The organism is Methanomicrobium antiquum, assembly GCF_029633915.1.
Classification (GTDB): domain Archaea; phylum Halobacteriota; class Methanomicrobia; order Methanomicrobiales; family Methanomicrobiaceae; genus Methanomicrobium; species Methanomicrobium antiquum.
This window is the reverse complement of record NZ_CP091092.1, coordinates 1784905-1806311: the sequence shown is the minus strand read 5'-3', so window position 1 is coordinate 1806311 and position 21407 is coordinate 1784905. Positions and strand designations below refer to the sequence as shown.

The 21407-nt window shown below is 36.9% G+C and carries 16 protein-coding genes and 1 tRNA gene; 8 read left to right on the top strand and 9 right to left on the bottom strand.

Annotated features, from left to right (window positions below; all coding sequences use genetic code 11):
- Positions 1–267 precede the first annotated feature (267 nt).
- Positions 268–1038: a transglutaminase-like domain-containing protein gene (locus tag L1994_RS08925; RefSeq protein ID WP_278099097.1), complete on the bottom strand. Its 771-nt coding sequence runs from the start codon at positions 1036–1038 to the stop codon at positions 268–270.
- Between the two features lie 454 nt (positions 1039–1492).
- Here L1994_RS08925 and L1994_RS08920 point away from each other — a divergent pair, with 454 nt between their 5' ends.
- Complete coding sequence (locus L1994_RS08920; RefSeq protein WP_278099096.1) at positions 1493–1975, top strand: AAA family ATPase; 483 nt, start codon at positions 1493–1495, stop codon at positions 1973–1975.
- A gap of 603 nt (positions 1976–2578) precedes the next feature.
- On the opposite strand, the gene L1994_RS08910 is transcribed toward L1994_RS08920, so the two are convergent.
- On the bottom strand, positions 2579–3883 hold the full coding sequence (locus L1994_RS08910) for a GntP family permease (protein WP_278099095.1): 1305 nt from the start codon (positions 3881–3883) through the stop codon (positions 2579–2581).
- Between the two features lie 454 nt (positions 3884–4337).
- Between L1994_RS08910 and L1994_RS08905 the strand changes: the two genes are divergently transcribed.
- From L1994_RS08905 to L1994_RS08890, 4 genes are all read left to right on the top strand, one after another.
- The gene (locus L1994_RS08905) at positions 4338–5114 is read left to right on the top strand and encodes a class I SAM-dependent methyltransferase (RefSeq protein ID WP_278099094.1); all 777 of its coding nucleotides are present in this window, start codon (positions 4338–4340) and stop codon (positions 5112–5114) included.
- The gene (locus L1994_RS08900; protein ID WP_278099093.1) at positions 5111–6862 is read left to right on the top strand and encodes a radical SAM protein; all 1752 of its coding nucleotides are present in this window, start codon (positions 5111–5113) and stop codon (positions 6860–6862) included. Before L1994_RS08905 ends, L1994_RS08900 begins: the two co-directional genes overlap by 4 nt.
- A gap of 180 nt (positions 6863–7042) precedes the next feature.
- A complete protein-coding gene (gene rsgA, locus L1994_RS08895) occupies positions 7043–8149 on the top strand; it encodes a ribosome small subunit-dependent GTPase A (RefSeq protein ID WP_278099092.1) in 1107 nt (368 codons plus the stop codon).
- 145 nt (positions 8150–8294) lie between these two features.
- Positions 8295–8789: a GNAT family N-acetyltransferase gene (locus tag L1994_RS08890; RefSeq protein ID WP_278099091.1), complete on the top strand. Its 495-nt coding sequence runs from the start codon at positions 8295–8297 to the stop codon at positions 8787–8789.
- A gap of 50 nt (positions 8790–8839) precedes the next feature.
- Here the strand turns inward: L1994_RS08890 and L1994_RS08885 are convergent, their stop codons facing one another.
- Both L1994_RS08885 and L1994_RS08880 read right to left on the bottom strand, forming a co-directional pair.
- Positions 8840–9307 (bottom strand): chemotaxis protein CheW, encoded by a 468-nt coding sequence (locus tag L1994_RS08885; RefSeq protein WP_278099090.1) that lies wholly within the window; start codon positions 9305–9307, stop codon positions 8840–8842.
- A gap of 15 nt (positions 9308–9322) precedes the next feature.
- Positions 9323–11569 (bottom strand): methyl-accepting chemotaxis protein, encoded by a 2247-nt coding sequence (locus L1994_RS08880; RefSeq protein WP_278099089.1) that lies wholly within the window; start codon positions 11567–11569, stop codon positions 9323–9325.
- Positions 11570–12224: 655 nt separating this feature from the next.
- Between L1994_RS08880 and L1994_RS08875 the strand changes: the two genes are divergently transcribed.
- A tRNA-Lys gene (locus L1994_RS08875) sits at positions 12225–12298 on the top strand.
- A 240-nt stretch (positions 12299–12538) separates the two neighbouring features.
- On the opposite strand, the gene L1994_RS08870 is transcribed toward L1994_RS08875, so the two are convergent.
- The 4 genes from L1994_RS08870 to L1994_RS08855 form a co-directional block, all read right to left on the bottom strand.
- Positions 12539–12748: a DUF5683 domain-containing protein gene (locus L1994_RS08870; protein WP_278099088.1), complete on the bottom strand. Its 210-nt coding sequence runs from the start codon at positions 12746–12748 to the stop codon at positions 12539–12541.
- A gap of 141 nt (positions 12749–12889) precedes the next feature.
- Complete coding sequence (locus tag L1994_RS08865) at positions 12890–13945, bottom strand: hypothetical protein (RefSeq protein ID WP_278099087.1); 1056 nt, start codon at positions 13943–13945, stop codon at positions 12890–12892.
- A 193-nt stretch (positions 13946–14138) separates the two neighbouring features.
- A complete protein-coding gene (budA, locus tag L1994_RS08860) occupies positions 14139–15014 on the bottom strand; it encodes an acetolactate decarboxylase (RefSeq protein ID WP_278099086.1) in 876 nt (291 codons plus the stop codon).
- Between the two features lie 99 nt (positions 15015–15113).
- Positions 15114–17141, bottom strand: a complete 2028-nt coding sequence (locus tag L1994_RS08855) for an agmatine deiminase family protein (RefSeq protein WP_278099085.1) — start codon at positions 17139–17141, stop codon at positions 15114–15116.
- Positions 17142–17507: 366 nt separating this feature from the next.
- Here L1994_RS08855 and L1994_RS08850 point away from each other — a divergent pair, with 366 nt between their 5' ends.
- Positions 17508–18782, top strand: a complete 1275-nt coding sequence (locus tag L1994_RS08850; RefSeq protein WP_278099084.1) for a BaiN/RdsA family NAD(P)/FAD-dependent oxidoreductase — start codon at positions 17508–17510, stop codon at positions 18780–18782.
- A 398-nt stretch (positions 18783–19180) separates the two neighbouring features.
- Here the strand turns inward: L1994_RS08850 and L1994_RS08845 are convergent, their stop codons facing one another.
- Positions 19181–19444: an RNA recognition motif domain-containing protein gene (locus tag L1994_RS08845; protein WP_278099083.1), complete on the bottom strand. Its 264-nt coding sequence runs from the start codon at positions 19442–19444 to the stop codon at positions 19181–19183.
- Positions 19445–19844: 400 nt separating this feature from the next.
- Here L1994_RS08845 and L1994_RS08840 point away from each other — a divergent pair, with 400 nt between their 5' ends.
- A complete protein-coding gene (locus L1994_RS08840; RefSeq protein WP_278099082.1) occupies positions 19845–21386 on the top strand; it encodes an AMP phosphorylase in 1542 nt (513 codons plus the stop codon).
- The last annotated feature ends 21 nt before the right edge of the window (positions 21387–21407 follow it).

Here is a 21407-nt window from a genome sequence, read left to right as displayed (position 1 = left end):
GGGGGTATTCATGCAGTGCCTGTTTAAGCACAGGTAAGATCTAATGAACTATTCAACAACGATTCTTTAGATTGGGGGGTGTCCCAGCCGGAATATCTGGTCGATTTTATCGGAACGAGTAAATCCGGTTGAGCTTTATGGCCCTTTGGACGGCACAAGAAGTTCGTAGTTGTGAGAAATGTCCTACATCTTTTTCCCGACCGGGGACGATCAAAGATTATGTTGTGGTGTATTTAACCGGGTGTGATATGGGGGGTGAAAGTGAATTTATTTTGTGTGATGTAATGTAATTTCAACAAATTCTGTTGAATTAATTGTTTTAATCTCTTTAAAGCCGATAAAATTAGAGAAAAAGAATTCATTATATTCAGCAACAATTAGATAACTAATTCCTGTCCTTACTGAAAAATTACAGAATCCATTTTTATCAGGATTTTTCTGTTTGACTAAAGGAAAAGAACAATTGTTATCATTAGTGTATAATTTTACATTAGCTGTATCTAAAGATGGATAATCCCATTTTTTTAATTGAACATTAATTATTGTTGTATTGAATCCATGAGCAGCTAGTAAAGAATCTCCTCCTATTCTCGGCTTGATATCTGCAATACATCGTGATTCTTTACATTTTTTTTCATTGATGTATTGAGCATAATCTTCTGCCTTCACCGGATAGCCTTGTGTTGTGTATGTATAGTCAAAAATATACCAGTCGTCATTTACATATATTTCTGGAAATTCATGATCTAAACCAAAAAAGTGGACAGATCTCGTAGGCAGATCCATTGTGGAGTTTATTAAATATATAATCGCTTGTGAAAATTCTCCACAACTTCCTGTTTGTTTTAACAAAGATACTTTGCTATAACCAGAATTATAGAAATAATAATCATAAATAAGGTAATACATGGGATTTATACAGAAATTCGCAAGTTTTCTTGCAGGATTTGGGTTATCTTTAGCATGATATGTACTTAAATAATCCTTACCATAAGCATTTGTTAAATTCCAACTCACTAATAAAGGGTCTCCTTTCAAAGTGTTTTCTGCTAAGAGAGAATAATTCTCAATTTGTTGTTGAGCATCAATTTCTATAGAATTTATTGTAAATAGCTGTGGAACTATCCAAATGAATATTAAAGGGATAATTATACATATTACGGCTATCTTTTTGTTTTGAATTTAAATTACTTTATTTTTTATGAAAATATAAAAGAGAAAAAAGGGGATCGTTATCCCTAATGCAGCAACAAATCCCCAAAAGTATCCAAAATAGAGGAATATTGGAAAAAAGGCTATGATTATTATCAATATAAAGGGAATAAAGGAACGAAATTCTTGTAACAATTTCTTTATTCTCTCTTTATTTATCATTATAGTGGATTATTGATTTTTTCAAACTAAAAGTTTTTGTCAACTTGTTTTCACTTTCACCACCCACATAATCCACCCTTATAACCTCCGACTCTAATTCAAAATAATGAAGAGGCATTTGCTAAGGGGGGACCAGACTCTCTTCAGGGACCCTGATATTTTTGATATAGATTACATGCCTGAACAGTTCAATTTCAGAGATACACAGCTTGATGAACTTGCCTATACACTCGGGCCTGCAATGAAAGGCAGCCGGCCGTTTAACTCTGTAATCCGGGGGCTTCCGGGAACGGGGAAGACTACCTCCGTGCGACTGCTCTTCTCCGAGATAGAGCAGACGACTAAAAGGATTGTGCCGGTTTATGTCAACTGCAAGAATGACCGGACACGGGTCTCGGTCTTTGCCACAATATTTAACCAGATATTCGGACACTACCCTCCGACAACAGGGATTGCATTTCGAAAGATCTACAATGAGATTGGAAATTACCTTGTCGAGTCGAAGACGGTTGCAGTCGTATGTCTCGATGATGTAAATTATCTGATGTATGAGGACCGCTTAAATGACATACTCTATGTGCTGCTCCGGATTTACGAGTAGTATCCTGGCGCAAAACTGGGAGTAATTGCGACTATAAGCAAACTTGATATCGATTTTATGACAAAGGTCGATTCTGCTGTATGGTCGGTATTTCGGCCCATCTCTGTTTTCCTCCGCCGCAGGAATTGTGGTGGTATCCGGCGTAGATTGCGCCGCCCGCGAACTGGATGGCAAAGGCCCCGTCTTTGTGGGCGGAGGAGAAGGGGCATTCGTCGAGGACGAAGAGGGTTCCGCCCTGCCAGGGTCTTTCACTCCGAACTGTTATTCCATGCTCTGATAGCCACCGGGAGAGATCGATCTTCTTATCCCCTGTCTTCGGGACCGGTTTGGTCTCCTCTTTTGGGAGGAGGTTTGCAAGCCGTAAAAGAGTCTCTGCTTCGATTGCTTCCCCGGTACCGGGGGCCTCGATTATCGCTGCTATCCTGTGCGGCCGTCGATGTTATCCGGACCGCCGGGGATGCTACTCTGGGGGTAGTCCGCCTAAAAGAGATACATAAACGCGTTTTCGAAAGGATCGTTCTCCTGGTTTTAAGGGAATTCTCAATGTGGTAGTATTTACTGAACATCCGGAAGTGATCCTAAAAGAAAAATTATCCTTTTCTCTCATCCAATCAAAAGAGCCGCGTTCTCGACATAAGGGAAGAAAAATACCGTAAGCAGAAGAGCAACAACAAATATGATAACTGCTGAAACTGCAAGTGGCAGGGTATAATGCTTCATCACCGTCGTGATGTCATCGCCTGTTGTTCTCTGCACAAGCCAGAAGTACGGATCGGTCAGGTAGGAGATAAAGCAGGTTCCGGCAGAGACCATGAGGATCAGCGGAACCGGGTGAAGTGTTTCTGCAAGCCCGGCGGTGGCAATTATTTCAGACGAAATCACCGCGGTCACTACCCTGGACCCCTGTACGGTTGCAAAAACTGCCGCGATTATGAACGGAACCAGAATATCGGGAAGTACAGGGATCATCGAATTCATTATGCCGTTTGCTATACCCGAACCCACTATCACCTTACCAACCGCTCCCGCAGAACAGAAATCAAACAGGATCAACCCTGCAAATTTGGCACCTTTTGAAAAGCCTTTCATTCTGATATCAGGAGGAGCAAGTGCAAGGGCGATTATCATTCCTGCAAGCATTATGAATTGCGTGAGGATAAGATGGGACAACTGCAAAAGAAACAGTCCAACAGGTATCGCTGCAAACATTACGATAAAAGGGGCCCATGCACGAATCTTGATGTTGGCAGGAATCTTCTCTTCCGGGAGTACTTTCGGTGGCACGGATTCAACCGTTTCTCTTTTTGTCTTTTGGTACAGGAAACCAGAGAGAAGCAGAATGATCACGAGAATCGCAAACGAGAGAGGGATTGTTATTGCGTCAAAATTCAAAACCGGATAATCGGGCGCAAGACCAGTCAGGAGAGGAATCGTAGCAGGTGTAGGAAATATCAGGACATAGGATATGATGCTGCCGACCGCTACGAGATACAGGGGCCTGTTTGATCCGGGAGTTTTGTCACCCGGCTTTTTCATCGCCGGGGCTATCATCAGGTAAGTGGTGATGCAGCACGTTGTCGGAATCGACAGGATGTAGCCGATAATCCCGGCGTTCACACCGCGATCTTTTATGCCGAAATGCAATCCGGAGACAATTATATCCAGCAAACCCTGGTCGGACAGTAACCTCACGATGACAATGCCGGACAGTATGATAACGGCAAATGAAGAAAAGATACTCCCCATTCCCTCTATCGCCCACATAAAAACCTGCTCAAATCCAAATCCCGCAAGAAGACCCATAAGGACGGCCCCTGTGAACAGGAACAGGAATGTAGGAACTTTCCTGGAAAAGGCGAGGATTGTTATGTATGCCAGTGTGATGATCAAAACCGGAACGGGGTCCATTGAACTATAATTAGAAGAAGTGGTTATTTAGATTTTGTTTTTGATGTGATCACTTTTCTTAATATGGATTGCAGGATTACAACTTTTTCACAACGTCGGCCTTGTTTTCTCCGGTCAAGCGGGTTTGTATTACGCCCGCAGTGACTTTTGTCCCATCGTCTTGTCTATTGTCTTTGCCTTTGCATCACCTGCCGGTGGTCAGGCATGCTTTATGGGAGAGTCTTTGCACATATATCTGCAGATTATGTGTATTCCTTACACTTTTGCAACTTTTATTTGTGAAAAGTGGATCAATTTTTAATGAGCGTTTACAATTGACCTGAAACAAACTCAACTTCTTTTGAAAAAATGTAAATGAAATCATTTTTCTTAATGGAGATTGTTAATTAATACTGTTGATTGAAATAAACCTAGAAAAACCATCTGAAAAATTCCTTTAAAAAAAGTTTAGAATATGAATTATTTTGATGTGAATGATTTAGATGAGAATACTGAAAATCTGAATGAAATTAATGTAAATGTGGATGATAATTCGGAAATTAATGTAAATGTGGATGGAAATTGTGTAAATATGGCTGGAAATAAGAAAAATACTGGTAAAAAGGGAACCGGAAATATGGATGAAATTGCAAAAACAATTTTTGCGCCGATATATCCTGTAATTGCAGACAATATAATCAAAAGATTTGGAATTGCAAAAGGAATGTGCATTGATATTGGAAGCGGTCCTGCATCTTTATCTATTGCGATTGCAAAAAAAACAAGCCTTGATGTTATCTCTTTTGACTATTCCTCCGACATGCAAAAAAAAGCATTAAAAAATATAAAAGATGCCGGACTTGAAGATCGTATAAAAACTGCCTGTGGCGATGTTCACGACATGCCATTTTCTGATAATTATGCAGATCTGATAATCAGTCGTGGTTCAATGTTCTTCTGGGATGATATTCATACTGCATTTAGGGAAATTTACCGCGTATTAAAACCGGGCGGCAGAACATACATCGGCGGAGGGTTTGGAAACAGGGAGTTGACAAAATGTGTTTCTGCCGAAATGATTCGCAAAAATCCTGACTGGGAAGAGTTTTCACGAAAAAACATGTCAGATGAGAATGTACAGATTTTTAAGGATATGCTTGAAGAAATTAAAATTCCTGACTACAATATTGTCCGTGGAGATGAGGGGTTCTGGATTGTTATATCAAAAAATCTGCCGGGAGCACTGCCATGAAATGTACAGTCTGTGAGACAGGATGCGAAATTTCAGATGGACATTATGGCAGATGCAGGATGTATTCAAATGAAAATGGAAATATTATTGAAAGGTTTCCGGAATCATACCTGACAATTCTTCCAATCACAATTGAGACCATGCCAATGATTCATTTTGCTCCGAAAAGTAAATTCCTCCAGGTTAGCACAGTCGGCTGTAACTTCACATGTCCGGGTTGCATATCCGAGACTCTTACATCACATGCAGATTCTGTTATAGGTGCGCTTCAAAAAGCCTCACCTGAAAAGATTGTTCAGATGGCTATAAAGCAGGAATGCAAAGGGATAGTCTTTTGTTTGAATGATCCTATTGTATCGTTTTATTCTTTTAAGACTCTTGCAAAAACTGCAAAAGATAAGGGACTTTATGTTGGATGTTCGACAAACTGCTATTTTACTGAAGATTCTCTGAATCAGCTTCTTCCATACCTTGATTTTGTCAATGTCGGGCTTAAGGGTTCATCAGATGAAAGATACAAAGAATGCGGAGTTAAATCAGCAGATCCAGTATTTAGAAACATAAAAATTCTCTATGATTCAGGAGTTCATGTTGAGGTTTCTGCTATGTATATAAACGGCGCTGATACCGAGATAATCAGTGCGGCAGAAAGAGTCGCAGAAATTTCTAAGGATATTCCAATGCAGGTGATGAGATTTGTTCCGTTCGGAGAAGCGGCACCTGAACTTGAACCAACCATTGCCATGTCTGAGAATATAACAGACCAAATCCGAAAAATTCTCAATTACGTATATCTCTTCAACTCTCCCGGAACAGAGTACTTAAACACAGTCTGTCCTTCATGTGGGGAAAATGTGATTTGCCGGGAATTTTATGGGCCGATGGGATGCAGGACTGTTTCAGAAGTACCTGATTTTAAATGCTCCTGCGGCTGGGAAGCACCAGTATCCGGAGAAATCAGTACGGAGCAATACACAGAGTACGGCATGCTTGGCGGTTATCGGACAACAAGAGCGATTGAAATGGCTCATGCGATTTTGGTAACACTTGGTGTAGATGATGATACTGAACTTGGGGATGTGCTTGGCAGTATCATAAAAGAGGATTTTATCAGGGGTATGCATGATCGTATCCAAAAGATTGATTTATGGCTGGATTTAATCGCAGATCTCTCCAGACGTTCAGGAAAGGAGGAGAAAGGAGAGGAACTCATTTCATACATTAAAGAGCGTGTTGATATTATCGCTTCAAAAGCAAAGGATGCAAAATGCCGTCCGTCTGTTTATTATGCCATGGGATATCCGCTTTTTGCCTTAAACGCAGAGAGATTTGAAACAAATCTTGTTGAGGCGGCAGGGGGCATGTGCGTGAATAAAAAAATACAGCGAAAAGGGAAACCCGGAGTAAATATAACCGCAGATGAACTATGTAAAATGAATCCTGAAAAGATTTTCATCTCCGGATTTTTAAGTTCTCCGGCATCTGATTTCATGAATTACTGTGATAATCATGAAATTTCTGTTGATGCTACGGACTCTGAGGAGATCTATAATGTTCCTGCCGGATGGGATTTTGGAAGTCCCCGCTGGATACTGGGTTTTATGTACATTGCGAATAAGATTCATCCGGAAATATTCTCATTTGATCTTGAAGATGAGCAAAAGAAATTCTATAGGAAATTTTATGGAATTAAAGGAGATGTTGTTCAAAACAGGGATTTCTCACGCCCGGCATTTTCATCAAAATAAAATCATAATTTTTGTGCGGCCTTACCTGAATGTGCTGATTGAAACTTAATTTTAAAATCATTTTTTTTGCAACATATTTTGATAATAGTGCCCGGAAGTTTAGAATTGTATCAAAAAAAAGCCAAATCATATTTCCGACCACAAGAATATTTGACAATCCGGACCTATTTTTTTCATATAATGAAAAAAGCAGAATTTAACAGGGGAAAAATTAAAAAAATCATTCTTTCTGATTTAGGATGGGATGAGTATTTTGAATCATCTTTTGCGCCATATAAAAATAATTACATAGCCGGAAGGGTAGCATGCCGTCAGAGGACACATTATGAAGTATATATCAAAGGCGGATATGTCAGAGCCGGAATTTCAGGAGCCCTGAAAAAGGCAGGCAAAAGTCCTGCTGTTGGTGATTTTGCTGTTATTTTATACCAGTCTGAAACAGAAAATTACACAATTGTAAATATTCTTCCAAGAAAAACCGAGTTTTCCAGAGGTGTTTCTAAAAATGAGGGGCAGAATCAGATTATAGCAGCAAACGTAGATATTGTATTTATCGTAACTTCTGCCGGAAAGGACTTAAATCCCAGAAGGCTTGAGCGATATTTATCACTTGTCTATTCATCCGGTGCAAAACCTGTGATAATTATAAACAAATCAGACCTTTCCAAATCACCCGATGAGCTTTTGGAAAAAATTTCTTCTGTTTGTACAGATGTTTCTATATTGACAATAAGTGCACTCAACAAAACCGGAATAAAACAGCTTGATTCATATCTAAAGCCCGGAATTACCATCGCTCTTATAGGTTCATCCGGTGTTGGCAAATCAACCCTTATAAACACTCTCTTAAAAGACTATGTCCAGGAAACCTGTGATGTTCGTGAATATGATGAGAAGGGGCATCATAAAACAACCGTCCGGCAGATGTTTCTCTTAAGCGGCGGAGGTGTTGTGATTGACAATCCAGGTCTTCGTGAAGTAGGTATTGGAACTTCAGGAGAAGGATTAAGCGAAACTTTCTCAGATATAAAAGAGTTTTCACAATACTGCCGGTTTTCAGACTGCAGGCATAAAAATGAACCCGGATGTGCTGTAATAAAGGCTGTTTCTGATGGGAATATATCAAAAGAGAGGCTTGAAACTTATCTTCAGCTTAAAAGTGAGCTAAGATTCGAGCAGGAAAAATCAGAGATAGGACTTAGCCGGATGGAGAAGAAGAAGTGGAAGTCAATAAATGCCACCTCACGGGATATAGAAAATATAAAAAAGCGAATGCGGGAATTATAAGAAACCAGGGTTTTGTGGCAAATGGCAGTTCTATAGTAATAGTAATGAAATTTGGTTAATATATGTCAGGCGATATTGTTGCTATATAAAAAACAGATTCTATATAGAAAAATATAAAAATTGGTTCAGTCAGAATTAACTTTTAATGAATATATCATCAGCCGGAATAAATAATGATTATGAAAAATCTACTGTCAGAATAATAGAGGCGGATTATACCTGCCTAAATCATATGAAAGTACTTTATCGGGATTTACATGATATGGAGCTTTCGGCTTCAAATCTTAAATTAAGAGAAGTATGGGATGAAATAATATCCGATGAACGGGTGCATCCCTTTATTTTATTCAAAGGTAAAATTCCGGCATCAACCTGTACTCTGTCAATAATTCCAAATCTTACGTGGGATGCAAGACCGTATGGAATAATAGAGAATGTCGTGACAAAAAAAGAATTTAGACAATGCGGATATGCCAGAGAAATCCTAAAATATGCAGTTAATTTTGCATGGGATAATAACTGCTACAAGTTAATGCTTCTTACAGGAAGAAAAGAGGAATATGTAACCCGGATGTATGAAAGTGTCGGGTTTAAATCAGATATTAAAACAGGAATGGCAATATATAATTCTCAAATCTAAAAAATAGATATTTTGATATTATTAATGAATGCTTATCTTTCTAAAAATATTTAGTGATCTAAATCTGTTAAGATATCCGATATGATTTTTTGAATGTCAATCCAGATAATAAGTGTTTTATTTCCTGATTTGTCCTTCCCTGTTTTTATAATTCCTTTGACATAAGCCTCTTTTGAAAGTGAACTATCCATTTGATCAATATCATCTTCTAATATCTGAAGAACACTTTGGACATCGTCAACAATGAGACCAACATTCGAACCATTTGCTGCATCGGGAACTAGAACAATTATCTTCCTGTTTTCAGCACCTGAATCTGTTGGAAGACCCATGAGGTGATTGAGATTTAAGATGTTTGTAATTTCACCTCTGAGATTAATAATTCCTGCAATGTGCGCAGGTGCCCGTGGAACAGGAGTTATGGGAATCATCTCCACTATTTCGCGGGCTATCTGAATATCAAGAGCATATTGGACGCCAGAGATCTCAAATTGCACAACATCCTTAAATGTAGTCATATGTTACACTCCATGTTAATATTTAAATTTTGAATTTGCATCTTTGAGTTTCTCGACATACGTATTGACTTCATGCATAGCACTTCCTATCTCTTCAATAGATGCGCTTGCCTCTTCTGCAAGTGCAGCAAGTTCTTCTGCCTGTTTTTGAGCCTGTTTTGTCTGAGTTGTACTGGAGTCCATCGCTGTTACGACATTATTTGAAATATTTGCCTGGTCCTCGATTGCTTTTGTAATCTCTCCAATATCATTTGAAACCTGACCGGCATTTTTAATAATCGTGTTCAGAGACTCAATAGTCTTTGTAACACTTTCAACACCCTCAACAATTTCATCATTTGCAGCAGTTATTGCTTTTGCGGTTTTTTCACTGCTGGATTGTACCAAAGAAACTACATTGTCAATAGACTCAGTTGCGGCCCTTGCTTCTCCTGCAAGATTTTTAACTTCTCCTGCGACAACTGCAAATCCACGTCCGTGTTCACCTGCTCTTGCGGCTTCAATAGCGGCATTTAGTGCCAGAAGATTTATCTGACTTGCAATGTCATTTATGAGCTTGACTACCTTGCCAACTTCCTTTACTCTTTCTGTAAGATCTTTTATCTCAATTACACTTGTCTCAGCAATAGTCTTGACATTGTTCATTTTAGAATTTGCATCATTCCCTAGTACATTAGCTTCTTTTCCAATTTCAACAACATGATTTGCGGCGTTAAAGACTTCTTGTGATGTGCTTGCAATTTCTTCATTTGATGCAGAAAGATCAGCTATCTGCCTGTTTACATTTTCTATATTCTGCAATAAACTCCTTGTAAGATCTGCAGTTGTCTGACTTGTGTTTGCAACACCCTCTGCTGCTTTTGCCACTTCATCTGTTCCTTTGCTGACCTCATTTGAATTTGAAACAATCATATTTGTAACATTAACACTTGCAGAAAGGAGTTCGGAAACAGAAACTCCTATGTTATCAATGGATGTCTTAAAATCCAGAAAATCTCCCTCAACAGGTATGCTATCTGAGAATCTTCTTGTGAAGTCAGCGTTGGAATAACTGTCACAAACAACCATTCCTTCTTTTAATGGTGTTGCCACTGCCTCTAAGAGATTATTCATATTCTTAACAATCTCAATGTATGCACCCTCATAATTAGAGGGATCCGCTCTGAATTCAAGCCTTCCTTCTTTTCCAGCATTTACAAGCAACATTATGTCATCAGTAAGTTTTTTTATTGTATTATTGACTGAACTTACAGATCCTGTTACTTCAAGGAATTTTTCTCTGATATGCTGAATTGTCTCATCTGCTTCACCAACTTTTAATTTTAGTTCTTCTGGCCTTCCTGAAGCTATATATTCAAGATCTGCTGCAACTTTTGCAAGTTCCTGTTCAAGATATTTCTGTGGTTTTACAATTTCAGATAAGTCCTGCACAGTTTCAACATATCCTATTGTCTCACCAATAGCGTTAAGGACTGCTGCTGTAGTCTGTTTACATTCAGCACCATGCCAGTCGAAATATGTTTCATTCTTGCCTGAGGTTCTTAACTGATATATGCCACAGTTTTCAGTTTTACATATATTTGCGTTTGCAGTACTGCAAGGCATTCCATAAGCTGATTCTCTCTCCTTTATCTCATTGTTTTCTATTAATAAAGATTCAAAGGCTTTATTCATGAAAGTCCATTTCATGTCATTATCGGTTACATGAACTGGGTATGGGATTGCATCAAGAATTGATTTATACCAGGCTCTTTGATCTTCAATATCCGTGATGTCATTAAGAGATATTATAACATTAACTGGCTTGCCTGAACTATCAAAATCAGGATTTATTTCTATATTGATAATTTTTTTGACATTTTTGAATGTCATGTAAAATATGCCGGCAGTTCTTCTTTTATTTGCCAGAGCATCTCTTGAGCCTTCTCCTGAGATTTTTTCGAGACTGAATTCTTTGTAAAAGTCATTAAGATTCAGTGATAGAAGCTGCTCTCTTTTGTAACCTGTAAGTTCAAGAAAATCATTGTTGACATCAGTCAGTTCCAAATTCCCATTCATGATGAAAACCGGAGTTGGAATACGTAAGATTGAATTAAAATAATAATCAAATTTCATCTCAGTACTTTTATGTTTGGTAATGAGTTTGTTTATAAGTGATGAAAGATTTTTATATTCACTGTCAACATCATTTTCATCAATAGTTATTTCATTGTCGCCATCCAAAAATTCCTTTAATTTTTCTTCCATGTAATCTAAATCCATATTTGCCACGACCTTTATTGTTTATTGTCAAATGTACTTGTACTGAAAATTTGACAATACTCTGACGGCTAGTGTGCCTGTAATGTATTTATATTTTTTGTTAAAAAAGAGATTTAATTATGGACTTTTTCAATTAACAATTTTACTAAAAGAAAAATCAATTTGTTAGATATCGCAAATTTAACCCTTACCTGGAATGTTTAGGTGACAGTAAATGTATTACAACCCCCACTAGATTTAATCTTTTGAAAGGAGCAACCTCTGTTTATATATGATGTGAAAAATATGTATGTGTCAGGGATACTGTGAAGTTCGAGACCAGAATTTTTCTGCATACGAGCAAGGAGTTGTATGTTTATAATGTTTTTAATTCAAACCAGATCATATGCTGAAGAATAATAATTTCTATGATTATGAATTTTTTCAAAAAAATATGGGACCAAATTGAGGGACTGTTTTATTCATACAGAATCAGAAATCATTCATATTGTCCTTATTAAGGTATTAAATATTAAAAATGAGTCAGTATGGTTTAGATAGGTTTAATTATTTTAAAATGCAACATGTATCTGTAATATCAGGCCTGATTTCAGAAAAGAGTCATTAATTATGTTTCTTTTGATATAATTCTGAAAATTTTGGATTGATGTTTTATGGGCCTATAGCTCAGTTAGGCAGAGCGCCTGGCTTTTAACCAGGTGGTCGGGGGTTCAAATCCCCTTGGGCCCGTTTATTTTTGTTTTTTTTGAACAATTTTCAATTAAGTTAAACGAATCTGTTAAAATTCTTATTTCATATTTTCATATTTTCATATTTTTCTAATTTAGCTTTTATTTCCTGATTTAATACAAAAATATCTGATAATTCTATGATAAATATCTAAAATTACCTGAAAGAATTATAAAAAACAAAAAGAATACCCGGAAATACCAGTGTTCAAACTTAAAAATAAGGATTTAATGATTTTGTTTAGTTCTTTTTAGCAGATACAAATGCGTCATACATGCTGTAAATCCAGACAATCAGATAGAATGGAATTCCTATAAGCATAGTAGAAAGTCCTGCAAAAACTACTGCCAGAAGAAAAAGCAAAACAGCCTTAACAAACTGGCCTGTATAAAGCTGACCAAGGCCTGGGATAAAAAAAGACAGTATTACTGCCAGAATTGGAGATGCCATAAGATTAAATGGCTTTTAATTGCATATTTAATTTGCTATAAACTGAAAATGCAAAAATTACCCTGAAGGCCGAATCTGGTTTTCATAAAAAAATGTGGATAAAAAATTAATGGTGTAAGTGGCTTCATAAAAGCTTTTTTTTTAGAGAAGAAGAACAAGTTCCATTGCAATCAGAATTATCACAATCCATTCCAGAAAATTTGAATGCTGGATTCGGACCTCATCAGATAGCATTGAATAATTGTTCTGAATAGTCTCAATCTTCCTGCTCACACTTTCTGTCCACTGCCCGCTTCTGATAACTTTAAGTGTTGTCTCATAAACTCTGGCATAATAGACATCTTCTGTTATTTTAATTAAGTTGTGAACTTTTTCAATAACCTCTGAAATTTCAGCGCTTCTCTCCATTAACGTGTTCATAATCAGATGGTACTGGCGTAATTTCAAAAACGGCGGAGATCTGTCAGCATGTTCGATATCGTCATACATCTTCTCCATCTGTCGGTTCAGTTCCCTGTCATAGTATCGAAGCTCTAAAACCTGCACATTTGCATATTCTATCAGATCGATAATGTCCATCGGTCCTGGAGTATCGCTACTGCATAAAAGTGTTGAATCCCATGAGATTATTGAAAGATCATTTTTTGTATAGCTTAAGGTATTTTTTTCAAATTCATTTCGGATATGTGAAGAAAAATCCGCATCTTCACACATCAGAAGTTTTACAGGATCACCTTTTATTTCTACCGTATCGTTTACATATATTGTATAATCCTCATAGAAATCAGGATCATAGTTTAAATCTTTTAAAATAGGGCGTAATTTTCCGGCCAGAATATCTAAGGTTCTGTTGAAGAGATCATCTGATAAGATGTTATTCTCTGAAAAATAAAACGCAAGTTCTTCAAGTTCATCATAATTTCCATCAGGACTTTCATATATAAAGCACAGGCTTAAAGCGCCGATATCATATATTCTTGAAAGAACAGAAAACTCAAATTTTTTACCGTCTTTTTCAACTTCAATGCAGTCGGTTTTAATAATTAAAGGCTTGTTCTCAAGAATTATTGATTTGGGCTTAATCCGGAGAAAGTTTGTCCTTGTGGTGCAAAATGTAAGAGCCAGATTCTTCTCCAAAAGATCAAGATCTATCTCCTTTCCTATATCATAAATTCTATAATATCTAAGTGAAATCAAGAAATATCCCCAACTTTTTAGTTTTAATGCCTCCTGAATAAAGCATGATTTATACTTCCTTATAATGCTCTAATGCTAGATAGAAACACCGGTCAAAAGGATAAAATGTCATCTGGAGAGTGAAAATCACCAGGCATCCAAAAACTGGCAAAATAAAGATATGATTATGATAAAAAAGATTTTTTTTGAGAATCTATTTCTCGACAATCGCCAGTTCGTAACTTAAATTTTGTCCATCATCAGGATTTTTTAGTTCTCCTCCAAGTGTTGATTCTGGAAGTTTTATATAGTATTCTCCTGTTTCGTCAAGAGATACTGAATTGTTTTCAAATTTAAGATCAAGGACATGACCTCCTGATTTTTTATCGTCTGATATGAAGTGTATATGAAGTTTATAGACATTCAGACCGCTTGTAAAAGAAGGCGACCATAGCCCTATTATTGATCCGTTTATGTTTTCAAATTCAAATATTGACTGGTTCTTCACAACTTCAGAAAGACGTGGATATGGCTTTTCCTGCTTTGGAACAGAGCGTGTCTTTACATATGAAAAAAATCCTTCGGATTTTATTGCGTAAAACTGTGTCTTTGAAGGAATAATCTCTGAAAGACTCTCTTCAAGCTCGTTTATGTTGTCAGTTTTTTCAAAATAAAAAGAATAATCGTCATCAAAGTAAGTAACAGCCGCAAATGGAATGAGATCTGAGTCTGAAAGATGAACTACATCTCCCGATATTTTTATTTGATAAAATTCACCCCCGGTTGCTATTAGTTCGCCGTCTAACATATCAACTGTCCCGATTCCACAATCTCCGTGTTTTTTAAGCTCACCTACACTTACAAAACCATCATATCCGCCTGCAAGAAGAATGTCGATTGCCGAAACCTGATAGAGAATCTCTCTTTCATCTGATTCATATGAAATCCCGGAATTTATTAAATCAGACTTTTCTTTTACATCAGTACATCCAGAAAAAAAGCTTCCTGTAATAAATAGAAGGGATAAAATCAGTGTTATTTTTGTCAAAGAAATTATGGATTCTTTTCCTGAGTTTAGTTTTTTCTCCATTATACCCTGACTTATTTGTCTATGTCTTTGTATAAAACATTCATGAAACAATCGCTTCAATGAAAACAAAAGGTAAAATTAATCCTGATATTTATAAAATCAGATGTGTGGCTGTTGCTGGCTTATACAGTGGATTGTTCCAAGTCCGTAAACCATTGCTCTGCAGTCAATTCCTCTCACTTTCCGGTCTGGAAATGCATTCTTTATTATCTCAAGGGCTTTTTCATCGTTTTCAGTACCAAATAAGGGCACAAGCACAACGCCGTTGCCGATATAAAAATTTGTATAGCTTGCAGGAAGAGTAATTTCAGAGTCGATTCTGCCGGGCATTGGAACTGTAATGATATTAAACCTTTTTTTCTCACCATTTTTTGTTATAAATCCGTAATTTTTAAGAATTTCGTAGTTTTCCAAAAGATTTTTGTAATTTTCATCTTCTTTGTCATCTTCAAGTGCACAAATGACAGTATCTTCAGATACAAACCGTGCGACATCATCGATATGCCCGTCAGTATCATCACCTTCTATTCCCTGATTAAGCCAGATAATTGTGTCTGCGCAGAGGTATTCATCGAGGTATTCCTCAATTTCCTCTTTTGATAGATGCGGGTTTCTGTTTTCGTTTAACAGGCATTGTTTTGTGGTCAGAAGTGCCCCGTTTCCGTTCACATCAACAGATCCGCCCTCAAGAACTATTCCCGGACTGAAAACTTCCATGTCGAGTTTTTTTCCTATAAATTCCGGAATATAATTATCAAGTTTCAGCTCTTCGTATTTGTCTCCCCAGGCGTTGAATATCCAGTTTACAACCGCTGATTTTTTCAGATTTCTGTTTACAACAAATATCGGTCCGTAATCTCTGAACCAGACGTCTGCGTATTCTGATACAATAAACTCAGTATTTTTAATGTCTGTGCCTTCAGAGATCAAAAATTTCTTTATTCGTTCCCTTTCAGAATCGTTTTGAACAAGAAGGTTTACCTTTTCAGTCTCTGAAATTTCCTTAATAATTTCTGCATAAGATTTTTCAACAGACTCCATTTCAAAGAAGGTTTCATCACTGCATGGCCATGAAAGCCATATTGCAGTATGCCTCTCCCACTCTGCCGGCATTTTGTATCCCTGTTTTTTTGGTGTGTCATGTCTGTTTTTTGCCGGGCAATTGTAGCCTTCTTTTAGATGTTTAAATTCTACCGGATTTGTGATTTGGCTGTATGTTTCAGGCCTTCTGTTACGAAAAAATCCCCATCCTTCTCTTATATCCTTATTTTTGGAAAGATCAACATCAGCTAATATAATCTCTTCATGGCATCCTGCTTCTTTTATTATGTTTCCAAATGAATCGCAGACAAAAGATCCTCCAAAGAATTCGATCTCTCCTTCAGTTCCTGTTCGGTTTACAGCGGCAATGTGAACGCTGTTTGATATTGCATGCCCTCTTTGAACTGTAATCCATGCTGATTTCCAGTCGCCTTCTATTGTTCCGCATTCTTCTAAATTTTCCCCGGAATATTTTTTTGAATCTTTTGAATCTTTTGCCGGATTTGTGGCATTGTTATCACAATCACCAAAAAGCCCTTTAATTCTTCCAATGGCAGTTGGATAAAAGATAATTTCTGCATCCATCAGCGCTTCGATTCTTGCAGGTTCAGAGAACCACTGATCATAGCAGATTAAAATCCCGATTTTAGCATATGTTGTATCATAAACGCAGTAGGAGTCTCCCGGAAAGAAGTAATTTTTCTCGTAAAACAAAGGATCGTATGGTACGTGGACTTTTCTGTATGGGGGCATTAAAGTTCCGTCTGAATTAATAACAGCGGCAGAATTGTAGAATCGTCCATCTTTCCCGCGTTCAAAGACAGGCACAATTATAACTGCATGATATTTTTTTGCCAGGGCTGAGAAGGCATCCGTAGATTTGCCCGGAATTGTTTCAGAATAATTATCAGGTTTTTTTTCTTCGTATTGCGGAAAGTAGGGAAGTTTGAAAAGCTCCGGCAGACATATTATTTTTGCACCTTTTAATAAGGCCTCCTCTGAAAGCCGGAGTGCTTTTAAGAGATTTTTTGAAACATCTTCTGTTAGACTATACTGAATAAGACCCAGTTTTAAATTTTGCCCCATATTAATCGTCTGTCAATAATATGGCAGTGGATTTGGATAATATTTTGTATGATAAAGCATTGTCGTGACAATTTAATTAACCTGAAAGTTTAATTAAAACAGATATTCTTTGCTGGTTTTTATAAACGGTTTTATACAATACGCCGGATAAAATCTGAATATGATGTATAAAAATCTGAATATAATCTAAGTGAAACAAAATTTAGTAAAATGAATTAAAATGAATTAAAATGAATTAAAATGAATTAAAATGAATTAAAATGAATTAAAATGGATTAAAATGAATTAAAATGGATTAAAATGAATTAAAATGAATTAAAATGGATTAAAATGAATTAAAATGGATTAAAATGAAGGATTTGATGTATGGAAGAAATTTATGATGTTATCGTTGCCGGAGGCGGTCCCTCCGGCCTTTTTTGTGCGGCAAACACTGCATCGGCGGGGAAAAAAGTGTTATTGCTGGAGAAGAAAAATTCCTGCGGAAAAAAACTGCTCATTACAGGACTTTCGCAGTGCAACCTGACACAAAAGGGGGATATCAAAAATTTCTTTTTACATTACGGCGCAAACGGCAAATTTCTAAAACCCTCTCTTATGAATTTTACAAACAGCGATCTTATCTCTTTTTTTAATGAACACGGTCTTGAAACTGTAGTTGAAAAGAATAACAAGGTGTTTCCAAAGAGCAAAAAAGCATTAGATGTTTTAGAGGTTTTGCTTTTGGAGTGCCAAAAAACATGTGTTATAATCAGGTGCGGTGAAAAATTAATCTCTGCGTCACAAATTAAACCCTCTCAGATAAATTCCGCTGAATTGCCCTATTTTTCAGAGGATGATGTCATATTTGAAATAAAGACAAATGTAGGAGATTATTTCTGCAGAAATCTTGTTGTTGCAACAGGTGGCATAACTTATCCTGTAACAGGCTCAACAGGTGACGGGTACCCTGTTGCAGAAGGTTTCGGGCATAAAACTATAGATCCCCGCCCTGCCCTTTGTGCAGTAAAAATATCTGAATATGAATTTTCAGATTTGGCAGGAATTTCTTTTGAAGGTGCGAAAATCTCTCTTTTCAGAAACAATAAAAAAGTCCATGAATGTTTTGGAGATGTTTTATTCACTCACACCGGATTATCCGGTCCGGGAATTTTGCATATGTCACGCTACATAGAACCGGAAGATACGATAAAAATTTCATTTCTTCCGGAATTTAACATTGATTTCTTTAGTAAAAATTTGTCAGAAAAAATTGCATTGAATGGAAAAAAGACAATTAAATCTGTACTTATGGAATATAATCTGTATGAGAGATTTGTAAGAAAAATACTTAAATTATGTAAAATTCCTGTTGATTTAACCTGTGCACACTTATCAAAAGATAGTAAAAAAAGAATTGTGACAGAAATCTGCAGTCAGGAATTTCATGTTGAGTCTCTTTCCGGTATAAACGAGGCAATGGTTACAAGAGGAGGCGTTTCTCTTTTAGAAATAAATCCTAAAACAATGGAGTCGAAAATTTGCAGGGGCTTATTCTTTATTGGGGAAGTCCTGGATATTGATGGCGATACCGGCGGATACAATCTCCAGTCAGCTTTTTCAACAGGTTTTCTTGCTGCAAAAAAAATCAGTAATGATTGAATTATGTATAAAATTAAAATGTGTATAAAGTTTTAAAAACAAAAAACCACAAAATAAAATCCTAAATTATAAGAGAACAGCAATCAGGGAACCGGAATTCGCTGTCAAAAAAAAATAAAGAAATAAAAAAATAAAGAAAAAAGTACATAAAGAAAAATACAAAAATAATAAAAGACAAAAAAACAAATTTAAAAAAAGTTCATAAGTCTATGAAAATTACGTTTTTCTCTAATATCTAATGCACTATTGTCATGAAAATAAGGTCTGATTAACTAAGAAATTGGAATTGTTATCTAAATTAAACAGTGTGAAACAGTGCATGAAACATTTGTTTCATGTATGTTTTTATAGCAAACAAATTATGTTCATTTGCTAAAAAAAAGAAAATTTTAGGATACTTAGTATCTGCTGTTGTATTCTCTTCTTGGACGTGGCGGCTGTGCCTCGTCGATTCTCATTGTGCGTCCTTCGTAAACTGTCTCGTTGAGTGCTTCTTTTGCTTTTTCAGCCTCTTCAACATTTCCCATCTCGACGAATCCGAATCCTTTACGTTCAATAATTTTGACGCTTTTAACATCGCCATATTGAGAAAACAGTTCTTCTAACTGTTTTTCGTTCACAGAGTATGTCAGATTTCCGACATACAGTTTGCTGGTTTCCATTTTCAGGTCTCCCGATTATATAATTTGTGCTTATTTGTTATGAAACAATAGGTTGAAAAATATATTTTTAAATTAAAATAAAAAGTATGGAGCCTTATTGCAATAATTTTTTTCTTTGATGGAGATCACAAAATATATTTGCAAGAAAAACGTCCATGAAATTATATTTAATACACCGGTTTCATGTAAGTTACAAAGTAACTTTTATAGCAAACGCACATGATGAGCTTTTTTCATCACACAAAAAAGTGATGATAAGTCTATCAGGAATTTTTGATTTTTATAGCAAATTTATAGGTGAAACTTTTGTAATATTTGTGATATTTATAGTTTTTAAAAAGTGTTTAATTAATTGAATGCCTATCATTCATCAGGCGTTATATGGAGATGAAATGAATAAATGGTTAAACTTGAATCCAGAATCCTTGATATTGATTATCAGGGTGTTGTTTTAAATATCGAGGATGCCAGAAAGATTGGTGTTTTAGACGGTGACCGTGTACAGATTGTTAGGGGTGATAAAGGGCTTTTTGTTCAGGCTTTTGTTGTCACAACAAAGACAATTCTTCCACCCGGCATTTTTGGAATATATCACAAGACCAACGAACGTCTGAATTCAAAAGACGGTGATACATTCGAGGTCAGGCATGCTGACAGGCCAGGTTCTATCAACTTTATAAAAAAGAAGATGGACAATGAAAAGCTAAATGCCGAAGAGATGAAAGCAATCGTTACTGATATTGTTGACGATATTTTATCCCCCGGAGAGATAAGCGCATTTATTGCCGCATCATACATAAACGGACTGGATATGGATGAAATAGAATATCTGACCCGTTCTATGGTTCAGACCGGAGAAAGTTTGGACTTTTCATCCCATCCAATAGCTGACAAGCACTCAATAGGAGGCGTTCCGGGAAATAAAATAACTCTCCTTATTGTTCCAATAATAGCCGCCGGCGGTCTGAAAATTCCAAAAACAAGCTCCCGTGCAATTACCGGTGCAGGTGGAACAGCAGATTTAATGGAAGCTTTGGCGCCGGTTGAGTTTTCATCAACAGAGGTTGCCAGAATGACTGAAAAAGCCGGCGGAGTTATCGTCTGGGGCGGTGCGACAAACATTGCTCCTGCAGATGATAAGATAATTCTCTACGAATATCCATTCAAAATTGATGCAAGAGGTCAGATGCTTGCAAGTGTAATGGCGAAAAAGATTGCAGTCGGTGCTGACCTTGTTGTAATTGACATTCCTGTTGGAAATGAGGCAAAAGTTACAACTCCTGAGGAAGGAAGAAAGCTTGCAAGAGAATTCATCGAGCTTGGCGACAGGTTTGGAATACGTGTGGAGTGTGCTTTAACCTATGGGGAATCTCCTGTCGGCCACTGCATTGGTGTGAACCTTGAGGTAAGGGAGGCCTTGTCAGTTCTTGAAGGATCTGATTTTCCACATTCTCTTATCCAGAAGAGTTTAACTCTTGCCGGAATTGTATTTGAAATGGCAGGAAAGGCGCAGAGCGGCAAAGGCTTTGAAATGGCTGAGGAAATTTTAAAAAGCGGAAAAGCTCTTTCAAAGATGAAGGAGATAATTGCAGTTCAGGGAGGAAATTCTGATGTTAAATCCGGGGACTTGAAAACCGGAGAATTTTCATTTGAGGTTAATGCACCTGAAGACGGATATGTAATTGATATGAAAAATAAGGCTTTAATCTCAATTGCAAGAATGGCAGGTGCACCGCATGACAAGGGCGCCGGAATATATCTTCATAAAAAAAGAGGGCAAAGGATTGAGAAAGGCGAGCCGATTTATACTATCTATGCAGAACGCGAATGGAGACTTGAAAAAGCAATTCAGGAGGCAAGACAGCTTATGCCGGTACTTGTCGAAGGGATGCTGATTGACAGGGTGCCTTCTGATTACTGGCGTCCTCCAATGAAACAATAATCTCAAAAGAATAAAATAAAA